The sequence below is a fragment of the Phytobacter sp. RSE-02 genome (assembly GCF_040578655.1).
In the GTDB taxonomy this organism is placed as follows: Bacteria; Pseudomonadota; Gammaproteobacteria; order Enterobacterales; family Enterobacteriaceae; genus Phytobacter; species Phytobacter diazotrophicus.
The window spans coordinates 240,890-252,927 of record NZ_JBEULY010000006.1 but is presented as its reverse complement, the minus strand read 5'-3'; the positions used below and the strand labels follow the sequence as shown (position 1 = coordinate 252,927).

Sequence of the window (12,038 nt, the reverse complement as noted above, 5' to 3'; positions counted from 1 at the left end):
GCTATTTTTTAAGCACTACGTACGGAGAACAATATGAAACGTGCATTTATTATGGTGCTGGACTCCTTCGGCATCGGCGCAACAGAAGATGCCGAGCGTTTTGGTGACGTGGGTTCCGATACCATGGGTCACATCGCAGAAGCCTGTGCCAAAGGCGAAGCGGACAACGGTCGTAAAGGCCCGTTGCACCTGCCAAACCTGACCCGCCTGGGCCTGGTGAAAGCACATGAAGGTTCTACCGGTAAAATCGCAGCCGGAATGGACGGCAACGCGGAAGTGGTGGGCGCATACGCCTGGGCGCATGAGCTCTCTTCCGGTAAAGATACCCCGTCTGGCCACTGGGAAATCGCTGGTGTACCGGTACTGTTTGACTGGGGCTATTTCTCCGATCATGAAAACAGCTTCCCACAGGAACTGCTGGATAAACTGGTCGAACGCGCAAACCTGCCTGGCTACCTCGGCAACTGCCACTCTTCCGGTACGGTCATCCTTGACCAACTGGGCGAAGAGCACATGAAAACCGGCAAACCGATTTTCTATACCTCTGCCGACTCCGTGTTCCAGATTGCCTGCCACGAAGAGACATTCGGTCTGGATAAACTCTACGAGCTGTGCGAAATCGCACGCGTTGAGTTGACCGAAGGGGGTTACAACATTGGTCGCGTGATCGCCCGTCCGTTCGTTGGCGATAAAGCCGGTAACTTCCAGCGCACCGGTAACCGCCATGACCTGGCCGTTGAGCCGCCGTCAGCGACCGTGCTGCAAAAACTGGTCGATGAGAAAGATGGTCAGGTGGTTTCCGTGGGTAAAATCGCGGATATCTATGCCAACTGCGGTATCACCAAAAAAGTGAAAGCAACAGGCCTGGATGCGCTGTTTGACGCCACCGTGAAAGAGATGAAAAGCGCGGGTGATAAGACAATCGTCTTTACCAACTTCGTTGATTTCGACTCATCATGGGGCCACCGTCGCGATGTCGCCGGTTATGCGAGTGGTCTGGAGTTGTTCGACCGTCGTTTGCCGGAGCTGATGGAGCTGGTGGGGGAAGATGACATTCTGATCCTGACCGCTGACCACGGCTGTGACCCGACCTGGCAGGGCACCGATCATACCCGCGAGCACATCCCGGTGCTGATCTACGGTCCGAAAGTGAAACCGGGCTCACTCGGTCACCGTGAAACTTTCGCCGATATCGGCCAGACCATTGCGTCGTACTTCGGTACGTCGCCCATGGACTACGGTAAAAACATGCTTTGATTTGGGAATGGGCATCGTTTGATGCCCTTAACCCGACTCTCTCCTGCGGGAGAGGGGGAAAACACAACGAATAAAAAGGAACTGAAGATGGCTACTCCTCACATTAACGCTGAAATGGGTGATTTTGCTGACGTTGTGCTGATGCCTGGCGACCCGCTGCGCGCAAAGCACATTGCTGAAACTTTTTTCGAAGATATCCGTGAAGTGAACAACGTCCGCGGCATGTTGGGTTACACCGGTACCTATAAAGGCCGCAAAATCTCTGTAATGGGTCATGGTATGGGTATCCCATCCTGCTCCATTTACGCGAAAGAGCTGATCACCGATTTCGGCGTGAAAAAAATCATCCGTGTGGGCTCCTGCGGCGCGGTACGTATGGACGTGAAACTGCGTGATATCGTCATCGGTATGGGCGCGTGCACGGACTCTAAAGTCAACCGTATGCGTTTTAAAGACCATGATTTTGCAGCAATTGCTGACTTTGGTATGGTGCGTAACGCTGTTGATGCTGCTAAAGCGCTGGGTGTAGATGCCCGCGTTGGTAACATCTTCTCAGCAGATCTGTTCTATGCACCGGACGGCGGCGAGATGTTCGACGTTATGGAAAAATACGGCATTCTGGGCGTGGAAATGGAAGCGGCCGGTATTTACGGCGTTGCCGCAGAGTTCGGTGCGAAAGCGCTGACCATCTGTACCGTTTCTGACCATATCCGTACCCACGAGCAGACCACCTCTGCTGAGCGTCAGACCACGTTCAACGACATGATCAAAATCGCGCTGGAATCTGTTCTGCTGGGCGATAAAGAGTAAACCTTTTTCAAAACGGGCGGCTTTTATGCTGCCCGTTTTATCTATTCATAAATCTATTCGCACATGAGCGCCTTAACCGATTTACTCTTGCAAGGGCCGCGTTCTGCCTCTGAATTGCGACAGTCACTGGCCATCAGCCAGGCCACGTTCTCGCGTATTGTATCAGCACATAGTGAGGTGGTGCCGTTTGGTAAAGCCCGGGCAACCCGGTGCTGGAAAAATTAACGCTCGCCGCCTCGATTATCCAGCGACTTGCATAAAAAGGTCATCTCACCGCCCCGGCAATCCACGCCGACAGCTCCCGCAGCTCTTTTTCCTGCTCAGGGAAATCACCTAAGAGCGCATCACACTCCTGTGCCAGCATATCCGCCCGGTACAAACAACCCTGCAGGCGTGCCGCCAGTGCCTCCAGCGGGGCGGGATTCAGGCTGTCGGTGAACACCTGTGTGCGGGTGATATGCCCTTTCTCCACGTCAAAATGCAGCTCCACACCGCCCCAGCTAAAGCGCTCATCCAGCAAGTGGCTGAACGCAGGCGCCTGACCAAAGTTCCACTCCCAACTGCTCTGGCGGGCAAAGGTTTCCGCGAAATTGGGGAGGTCCGGGGTCTTATCCGGTGAAATCACCTCGGCTTGCACGCGCTCACCGTAGTGGGCGAAGAAGGCTTCCGTCACCGCCTCGCAGATACGCTCATGGCTGATCCCCGGCAACAGATCGACCAGATTCGCCACGCGCCCACGCACAGAGGTAATGCCTTTGGCCTGGAGCTTCTTCTTATCCGGGTTGAGATAGTTGGCCAGGCGGCTGAGGTCAGCATTGAGCAACAGTGTGCCGTGATGGAAACCGCGATCTTTGGTTTCGCGGTAGGCGGAGCCTGAGACCTTACGATCGCCCTCCGGCGTTTTGACCACCAGATCGTTACGCCCGGACGCTTCTGCCGTCACGCCCAGCGAGTTCAGCGCCTGCAACACAATCGCGGTAGAAATCGTTTTGTCGTACTCCGGCTTGCCTGCCATAAAGGTGAAGCAGGTATTGCCTAAATCATGGAATACCGCGCCGCCGCCGCTACTGCGCCGCGCCAGACGCACATTGTCTTCTTCCATGCGCCGTGTATTGCACTCTTTCCACGGGTTCTGTGCCCGCCCGATAACTACCGTATCGGCGTTACGCCAGAGAAAAAGTACGCGCTGAGTGGCGGGCATCTGACGGAAAATACACTCTTCCACCGCCAGGTTAAACCAGGGATCATAAGAATCAGAGATAAGCAGACGCAGTGTGGACATGACAGATTTCCTTTCCTGAAAAAGCGCCGTTTTTCACGTTGCTACCGCGCGGGCTGCGACATGAAATCCGTAGGGTGTAGGTAGATTACTCTTTCTTTTCGTTCTCTTCCTCTTCCTGCACCGGCTTGCTGGCGGTAAGTAGGAAAGGGGACTGTTGCCAGCGGGTACGCTTCCCCTGCAACAGCGTACGGGTCAGCACGACGCCAATCGCCAGTGAAAGTAGCAGCATCAGGCGTAAAATATTGGTGGTGTTGTCGACCTGTTTGGCGTCCGTCGCCAGCGTATGGGTATCCAGCGTTAAACGCAGGTAGCCCAGCGGACTGCTTTTGCCCTGAATCGGCTCGACGATCTGCTGGTTGAAATAGCCCCCGGCTTTTTTGCCGTCCAGCGCCAGCCTGTCGCGCACATCAATGCTTTCGCCAGACCGGGCAATTAGATCGCCGCGTTCGTCATAGACACCCGCATCGAGAATTCGGCTCTCCTCGGTCAATTGCCGCAGCACAACGCTGATACGCTTATCGTCAGGCGTCTCCGCGCGCATCAGTGGCGCAAGGTTTAGCGTGACCTGTTTCGCCAGCGTGCGGGCCAGCTCTTCAAGCTGCGGATTGCGCTGACGCTGGTGATTCTGACTGAACCAGGATGCGCCCTGCATAAGGGCGACCAGCAGCGCCAGACAGAAGAGCACGATCACGGCACGATGAAGCCGGAATTTGAGTTTTGCGCGAGCCATATTCCACCTGTTGAAAATTTGCGGCTTAATGTTGCCAGAAGCGCTGGTTACAAGGTAGCCTCATGCGTTATTTTTACCTCAGCACATACCCCTACAGGAGCTGTAATGCCGAATAATTTGACCTGGTGCGACCTGCCCAACGACGTTTCTCAGTGGCCTGGGTTGCCGCTCTCTTTAAGTGGCGATGAGGTCATGCCCCTGGATTATCACGCGGGTCGTAGCGGCTGGCTTCTGTATGGACGCGCCCTGAATAAAGAACGTTTGACCGCCTGGCAACGTAAACTGGGCGCGGCAATGGTGATCGTGGCCGCCTGGTGTGTGGAAGATTATCAGGTTATCCGCCTTGCCGGTTCACTCACCCCGCGTGCTACCCGCCTGGCACATGATGAAGGGCTGGACGTTGCGCCGCTCGGTAAAATTCCGTCTCTGCGTCATCCGGGCCTGATGGTGATGGATATGGACTCAACTGCGATTCAAATTGAGTGCATTGATGAAATCGCTAAACTGGCCGGTACGGGCGAAATGGTATCGGAAGTGACAGAACGCGCCATGCGCGGTGAGCTGGACTTCACGGCCAGCCTGCGTCAACGTGTGGCAACGCTCAAAGGGGCTGACGCAAACATCCTGCATCAGGTCCGAGACAGCCTGCCCCTGATGCCAGGCCTTACGCAACTGGTGTTAAAACTGGAAGCGCTGGGCTGGAAAGTGGCGATTGCGTCTGGCGGCTTCACCTTCTTTGCCGATCACCTGCGCGAAATGCTGCGCCTGACAGCGGCGGTAGCCAACCATCTGGAAGTGGTTGACGGTAAGTTCACCGGCAACGTGCTGGGCGACATTGTGGACGCGCAGTACAAAGCCAATACCCTCAAGCGTCTGGCGCAGGAACATGAGATTCCGGCGACTCAAACGATCGCCATTGGCGACGGTGCTAATGATCTGCCGATGATTAAAGCCGCCGGGTTAGGTATCGCCTTTCACGCGAAACCGAAAGTAAATGAAAAAGCCGAAGTCACCATCCGTCACGCTGATTTGATGGGGGTGTTCTGCATTCTCTCAGCCAGTCTGGCGAAGAAATAACGAGGGGTCTCTGTGGCGAAAGCTCCAAAACGCGCATTTGTCTGTAATGAATGTGGTGCCGATTATCCCCGCTGGCAGGGGCAATGTAGCGCCTGCCATGCCTGGAACACGATTACCGAAGTGCGTGTGGCCGCCTCGCCTGTCGTGGCGCGTAATGAGCGCTTAAGCGGGTATGCTGGCAATGCGGGCGCGTCGAAAGTACAGAAACTTTCCGATATCAGCCTGGAAGCCTTGCCGCGTTTTTCGACCGGTTTTAAAGAGTTCGACCGCGTGTTGGGCGGCGGCGTGGTGCCGGGAAGCGCTATCCTGATTGGCGGTAACCCCGGCGCAGGTAAATCGACGCTTCTGCTACAAACCCTGTGCAGACTCGCGGAACAGATGAAAACGCTGTACGTCACCGGGGAAGAGTCGTTGCAGCAGGTGGCGATGCGCGCGCACCGTCTTGGCCTGCCGACTGCCAATCTGAATATGTTGTCGGAAACCAGCATTGAGCAAATCTGCCAGATTGCCGATGAAGAGCAGCCGAAGCTGATGGTTATTGACTCCATCCAGGTCATGCACATGGCAGATATTCAGTCTTCTCCCGGTAGCGTGGCGCAGGTGCGTGAAACGGCGGCTTATCTTACGCGCTTCGCGAAAACGCGCGGGGTGGCGATTGTCATGGTCGGGCACGTGACCAAAGATGGCTCGCTGGCGGGGCCGAAAGTCCTTGAGCACTGTATTGACTGCTCTGTGTTGCTGGATGGTGATGCGGACTCTCGTTTCCGTACGCTGCGCAGCCATAAGAACCGCTTTGGCGCGGTCAACGAGTTGGGCGTCTTTGCGATGACCGAACAAGGGCTACGGGAAGTGAGTAACCCGTCCGCCATCTTCCTTAGCCGTGGCGATGAAGTGACTTCCGGCAGTTCGGTGATGGTGGTCTGGGAAGGCACGCGTCCGCTACTGGTAGAGATTCAGGCGCTGGTGGATCACTCAATGATGTCCAATCCCCGGCGTGTTGCTGTCGGGCTTGAGCAGAACCGTCTTGCCATTCTGCTGGCGGTGCTGCATCGCCACGGCGGTCTGCAGATGGCCGACCAGGATGTGTTCGTCAACGTTGTCGGCGGCGTAAAAGTGACAGAAACCAGCGCGGACCTGGCGTTGTTACTGGCTATGGTGTCGAGCCTGCGCGACCGGCCTCTGCCTCAGGACCTGGTGGTCTTTGGCGAGGTTGGGCTGGCGGGTGAGATCCGCCCGGTGCCCAGCGGGCAAGAGCGTATTTCCGAAGCCGCGAAACATGGCTTCCGACGCGCCATTGTACCTGCCGCGAATGTGCCGAAAAAACCACCAGAAGGGATGCAGGTCTTCGGTGTTAAAAAACTCGCAGATGCACTAAGCGTCTTTGACGACTTATAATTACATTCCCGTCGTCTTTCTGGCGGCAGGTGTGATGGCTGCGTTTATTCCCCGCCTCCTGCCCCGAAATACATAGGGAATTTTGCATAATAGGCCTGGCACGTTGATGCTGCCAGGCAGGTTCAGCCAGCAGGAGGCACTCGTGTCGTCATTCGACTATCTCAAGACCGCAATCCGTCAAAAAGGCTGCACGTTGCAGCAGGTGGCCGACGCCAGCGGCATGACCAAAGGCTATTTGAGCCAACTCCTGAATGCCAAAATCAAAAGTCCCAGCGCGCAAAAACTCGAGGCGCTGCACCGTTTCCTCGGATTGGAATTTCCGCGTCGGCAAAAAAGCGTTGGCGTGGTGTTTGGTAAGTTTTACCCGCTGCATACCGGGCATATCTACCTGATTCAGCGTGCCTGTAGCCAGGTGGATGAGCTGCATATTGTGATGGGGTATGACGAGAAGCGCGACCGCGAACTGTTTGAAGACAGTGCGATGTCCCAGCAACCGACCATCAGCGACCGCCTGCGTTGGTTGCTGCAGACCTTCAAATATCAGAAAAACATTCGTATTCATGCGTTTAATGAAGAGGGAATGGAGCCTTACCCGCATGGCTGGGATGTCTGGAGTAAAGGCATTAAAGCCTTTATGGATGAAAAGGGCATTCAGCCTGACTGGATCTACAGTTCGGAAGAGGCGGACGCTCCCCAGTACCTTGAGCATCTGGGTATTGAAACGGTGCTTATCGATCCCAAACGCACTTTTATGAATATCAGCGGCGCGCTCATTCGTGAGAATCCGTTCCGCTACTGGGATTATATTCCGACCGAAGTGAAGCCATTTTTCGTGCGCACCGTGGCGATACTGGGAGGGGAATCCAGCGGGAAATCGACGCTGGTCAATAAGCTCGCGAATATCTTCAATACCACCAGCGCGTGGGAGTACGGGCGGGATTATGTCTTCTCCCATCTTGGCGGCGATGAGATGGCGCTGCAGTATTCCGACTATGACAAGATCGCATTGGGGCAGGCGCAGTATATTGATTTTGCTGTGAAATATGCCAATAAAGTGGCTTTTATCGACACAGATTTTGTCACTACGCAGGCGTTTTGCGTGAAGTATGAAGGGCGTGAGCACCCTTTTGTGCAGGCGATGATCGATGAATACCGTTTCGACCTGGTGATTCTGCTGGAAAATAATACGCCATGGGTTGCCGACGGGTTGAGAAGCCTGGGCAGTTCAGTGGATCGCAGCGAGTTCCAGCAGATGCTGGTGGATATGCTCAAAGAGAACAATATTACCTGGCGGCATGTGGAAGAACCTGATTATGACTCCCGGTTTCTGCACTGCGTGGAACTGGTAAAAGAGTTGATGGGTGATTAGCAGCCGGGTAAGACGTTTACGCCATCATCCGGACATGCCCCGGCTGGCGTTTCACTTAGCCGGGCTACTTGCTTTGACCTTGTGCGGTCTGATGCCCTCACCCACGTGGAGAGGGAGCAAACATTAAAAAGGCAGCTTACGCTGCCTTTTTGCTGTTTATTTTGAAATACGTTTGTACTTGATACGCTTCGGCTCCAGCGCATCGGCGCCAAGGGTGCGTTTCTTATACTCTTCGTATTCGGTAAAGTTACCTTCGAAGAACTCCACCTTACCTTCATCCTGATAATCCAGAATGTGGGTCGCGATACGGTCAAGGAACCAACGGTCGTGCGAGATAACCATCGCGCAGCCCGGGAACTCCAGCAGGGCGTTTTCCAGCGCGCGCAGGGTTTCGATATCCAGGTCGTTGGTTGGTTCATCGAGCAGCAGAACGTTGCCGCCAACCTGCAACAGTTTCGCCAGGTGCAGACGACCACGCTCACCGCCGGACAGCTCGCCAACGCGTTTGCCCTGGTCAACGCCTTTAAAGTTAAAGCGGCCCACGTAGGCGCGGCTCGGCATCTCGGTATTACCGATCTTCATGATATCCAGTCCGCCGGAAACTTCTTCCCATACGGTTTTGCTGTTATCCATAGCGTCGCGGAACTGATCGACGGAGGCTAGCTTGACGGTTTCACCCAGGGTGATTGAACCGGCGTCAGGCTGTTCCTGACCGGACATCATACGGAACAGGGTCGATTTACCCGCGCCGTTCGGGCCGATGATCCCGACGATAGCGCCTTTCGGTACGGAGAAACTCAGGTCGTCAATCAGCAGACGGTCGCCGTAGGACTTACGCAGGTTGCTGACTTCAACGACTTTATCCCCCAGACGCGCGCCTGGTGGAATAAACAGTTCGTTGGTCTCGTTACGTTTCTGGTATTCGACGTTGTTAAGTTCTTCGAAGCGTGCCAGACGGGCTTTGCCCTTAGACTGGCGGCCTTTTGCGCCCTGACGAACCCACTCAAGTTCTTTCTCGATAGATTTACGACGCGCCGCTTCCTGAGAGGCTTCCTGCGCCAGACGCTGATCTTTTTGCTCCAGCCAGGAGGAATAGTTGCCTTCCCACGGAATACCTTCGCCGCGGTCCAGTTCGAGGATCCAACCAGCAACGTTGTCGAGGAAGTAACGGTCGTGGGTGATTGCCACCACGGTACCTTCGAAGTCGTGCAGGAAGCGTTCCAGCCAGGCGACAGACTCGGCGTCCAGGTGGTTAGTCGGTTCGTCGAGCAGCAACATGTCTGGTTTTTCAAGCAGCAGACGGCACAGCGCAACGCGGCGGCGCTCACCACCGGAGAGGTTAGCGATTTTCGCGTCCCAGTCCGGCAGACGCAGGGCGTCAGCGGCGCGCTCAAGTTGCACGTTCAGGTTATGGCCGTCGTGCGCCTGGATAATCTCTTCAAACTTGCCTTGTTGTGCCGCGAGTTTATCGAAGTCAGCGTCCGGTTCAGCATATTTCGCATACACTTCGTCCAGACCTTTCAGCGCGTTCACCACCTCGGAAACCGCTTCTTCAACGGATTCACGCACGGTCTGTTCCGGGTTTAGCTGCGGTTCCTGCGGCAGGTAGCCGATTTTCAGGCCAGGCTGTGGGCGGGCTTCACCTTCAATATCGGTATCAATGCCAGCCATGATGCGCAGCAGGGTAGATTTACCGGCACCGTTAAGGCCCAGTACACCGATTTTTGCGCCAGGGAAGAAACTCAGCGAGATATTTTTCAGAATATGACGTTTCGGCGGAACCACTTTGCCGACACGATGCATGGTATAAACGAATTGAGCCACGTTGGACTTCGCCTCTTTTTATCCCTTCATCCATCAGGTTGCTGATGCCGGCCAGGATTCATTCCTTTGCCGCCGCCTTACAACCTGAATTATTCAGGGCTAATGAATGGTGATAGTTTTCAAAGGCGAAGTGTAGCCGTTTTCCGTGCTCAATCCCAGCCAGCAGCACCCGTCGTGTTAAATGACACAAGAAAGGTAAAAAAGTGTGCATTACGTGGCGCGTTACGGCAGGCGCGGTTAGCATTAAGGCATTATGCGGCATGACGCTGTAGGTATCGTTTTTATAAGGGGAATAAGCTGTGCAGAGAGCTAAACATGCCGCCTGGCGTTTTCTGGCGGCCAGTATTTGTTTGCTGTCCCTCAGCAATGTGGCGCGAGCGGACTCACTGGATGAACAACGTAATCGCTATGCTCAGATTAAACAGGCATGGGATAACAAGCAGATGGATGTGGTATCGCAACTGATGCCAGGACTGCAAAACTATCCGCTATACCCTTATCTGCAGTACCGGCAGATAACCGATGATCTGATGAACCAACCCGCCGTAACGGTAACCAATTTTATTCAGGCAAACCCCACATTGCCGCCGGCCCGCACGCTGAAAACACGTTTTATCAACGAGCTGGCACGTCGGGAAGACTGGCGTGGTCTGCTGGCATTCAGCCCGGAAAAACCCACGACAACGGAAGCGCAATGTAACTACTACTTTGCGAAATGGAACACCGGGCAGGCAGATGAGGCTTGGCAGGGGGCGAAGGAGCTGTGGCTGACAGGAAACAGCCAGCCAAACGCCTGTGACCGGCTGTTTGGCGCATGGCGTGCGTCCGGCACGCAAGACCCGCTGGCGTTTCTGGAACGTATCCGTCTGGCTATGAAAGCGGGTAATACCCGGCTGGTTATTCTGCTGGCGGGCCAGATGCCCCCGGACTATCAGACCATCTCTTCTGCCATCATTACGCTTGCCAATAATCCTGGCAGTGTCATGACCTTTGCCCGTACCACGGGGGCGACCGATTTTACCCGCCAGATGGCGGCCGAAGCGTTCGAAAGCGTCGCGCGTGATGATGTGGAAAACGCCCGGTTGATGATCCCGTCGCTGGTGCAGGCGCAACAACTGAATGAAGATCAGACGCAAGCGCTGCGTGACATTGTCGCCTGGCGTTTGATGGGCAATGACGTGACCAGCGAACAGGCGCGCTGGCGCGATGACGCCATCATGCGTTCGCAGTCTATTTCGATCGTTGAACGGCGGGTGCGGATGGCTATCGGCAACGGCGACCGTCGTGGGCTGAATACCTGGCTTGCGCGCTTACCGATGGAAGCAAAAGATAAGGATGAGTGGCGCTACTGGCAGGCCGACCTGCTGCTGGAACGTGGGCGTGACGCCGAGGCGAAAGAGATCCTGCATGCGCTCATGCAACAACGTGGGTTCTACCCGATGGCGGCGGCCCAGCGGCTGGGTGAAGAGTACACCATGAAAATCGATAAAGCGCCGGGCAACATCGATCCTGCGCTGGCAAACGGACCTGAAATGTCCCGTGTACGCGAACTCATGTACTGGAATCAGGACAACATTGCCCGTAGCGAGTGGGCCAATTTGATCACCAGCCGCAGTGTGCAGGAGCAGGCGCAACTGGCGCGCTATGCGTTTAACCAGCACTGGTGGGACCTGAGTGTACAGGCGACCATCGCCGGTAAATTGTGGGATCAACTCGAAGAGCGATTCCCGTTGGCCTACAGCGATCTGTATGCCCGCTATACGAGCGGGAAAGATATTCCGCAAAGCTATGCAATGGCGATCTCTCGTCAGGAGAGTGCCTGGAACCCGAAAGCACGCTCCCCGGTCGGGGCAAGTGGGTTAATGCAGATCATGCCGGGCACGGCAACGCATACGGTGAAGATGTTTAACATTCCAGGCTACAGTAACGCGGCTCAATTGCTGGAACCGGAAGTGAATATCAACATCGGTACCAGCTATCTGCAATATGTCTATCAGCAGTTTGGTAACAACCGCATCTTCTCCTCTGCGGCGTACAACGCCGGGCCGGGCAGGGTGCGCACCTGGCTGAACAACAGCGGTGGACGAATTGATGCGGTGGCCTTTATTGAGAGCATCCCCTTTTCCGAAACCCGTAGTTATGTGAAAAACGTGCTGGCCTATGACGCGTATTACCGTTTCTTTATCAATGGCAACAAAGGGCCAGTGCTGACGGACGCGGAATGGCAGCGTCGTTACTGATTTTTGTGGTTTGTGTTATGCTGTGTACTCTCAAGCGAGTACATAGCATAACGG

Annotated in this window: 9 protein-coding genes and 1 pseudogene; 7 read left to right on the top strand and 3 right to left on the bottom strand. The window is 55.1% G+C overall.

Translation table 11 applies throughout. The annotated features are described in order from the left end of the window. Nucleotides 1–33: 33 nt before the first annotated feature. The 3 genes and pseudogenes from deoB to ABU190_RS15330 form a co-directional block, all read left to right on the top strand. On the top strand, nucleotides 34–1,257 hold the full coding sequence (gene deoB / locus ABU190_RS15340; RefSeq protein ID WP_071193591.1) for a phosphopentomutase: 1,224 nt from the start codon (nucleotides 34–36) through the stop codon (nucleotides 1,255–1,257). Nucleotides 1,258–1,344: 87 nt separating this feature from the next. Continuing rightward, complete coding sequence (gene deoD / locus ABU190_RS15335; protein WP_039078256.1) at nucleotides 1,345–2,067, top strand: purine-nucleoside phosphorylase; 723 nt, start codon at nucleotides 1,345–1,347, stop codon at nucleotides 2,065–2,067. A gap of 63 nt (nucleotides 2,068–2,130) precedes the next feature. Continuing rightward, nucleotides 2,131–2,277 (top strand): annotated as a pseudogene (locus ABU190_RS15330) (transcriptional regulator); the annotation flags it as partial. 55 nt (nucleotides 2,278–2,332) lie between these two features. Here the strand turns inward: ABU190_RS15330 and lplA are convergent. After that, entirely contained in the window at nucleotides 2,333–3,349 is a 1,017-nt protein-coding gene (gene lplA / locus ABU190_RS15325) for a lipoate--protein ligase LplA (RefSeq protein ID WP_039078257.1), read from the bottom strand. A gap of 85 nt (nucleotides 3,350–3,434) precedes the next feature. Then, on the bottom strand, nucleotides 3,435–4,079 hold the full coding sequence (locus ABU190_RS15320) for a YtjB family periplasmic protein (protein ID WP_354691749.1): 645 nt from the start codon (nucleotides 4,077–4,079) through the stop codon (nucleotides 3,435–3,437). Nucleotides 4,080–4,184: 105 nt separating this feature from the next. On the opposite strand from ABU190_RS15320, the gene serB reads away from it, so the two are divergent. The 3 genes from serB (at nucleotide 4,185) to nadR (ending at nucleotide 7,920) form a co-directional block, all read left to right on the top strand. Next, entirely contained in the window at nucleotides 4,185–5,156 is a 972-nt protein-coding gene (serB, locus tag ABU190_RS15315; protein WP_071193593.1) for a phosphoserine phosphatase, read from the top strand. Between the two features lie 12 nt (nucleotides 5,157–5,168). Then, nucleotides 5,169–6,551, top strand: a complete 1,383-nt coding sequence (gene radA / locus ABU190_RS15310) for a DNA repair protein RadA (RefSeq protein WP_039078260.1) — start codon at nucleotides 5,169–5,171, stop codon at nucleotides 6,549–6,551. A 142-nt stretch (nucleotides 6,552–6,693) separates the two neighbouring features. Next, on the top strand, nucleotides 6,694–7,920 hold the full coding sequence (nadR, locus tag ABU190_RS15305) for a multifunctional transcriptional regulator/nicotinamide-nucleotide adenylyltransferase/ribosylnicotinamide kinase NadR (protein WP_354691748.1): 1,227 nt from the start codon (nucleotides 6,694–6,696) through the stop codon (nucleotides 7,918–7,920). A 156-nt stretch (nucleotides 7,921–8,076) separates the two neighbouring features. Here the strand turns inward: nadR and ettA are convergent, their stop codons facing one another. Further along, on the bottom strand, nucleotides 8,077–9,744 hold the full coding sequence (ettA, locus tag ABU190_RS15300) for an energy-dependent translational throttle protein EttA (protein WP_271848749.1): 1,668 nt from the start codon (nucleotides 9,742–9,744) through the stop codon (nucleotides 8,077–8,079). A 299-nt stretch (nucleotides 9,745–10,043) separates the two neighbouring features. On the opposite strand from ettA, the gene sltY reads away from it, so the two are divergent. Next, the gene (gene sltY, locus ABU190_RS15295; protein WP_354691747.1) at nucleotides 10,044–11,984 is read left to right on the top strand and encodes a murein transglycosylase; all 1,941 of its coding nucleotides are present in this window, start codon (nucleotides 10,044–10,046) and stop codon (nucleotides 11,982–11,984) included. The last annotated feature ends 54 nt before the right edge of the window (nucleotides 11,985–12,038 follow it).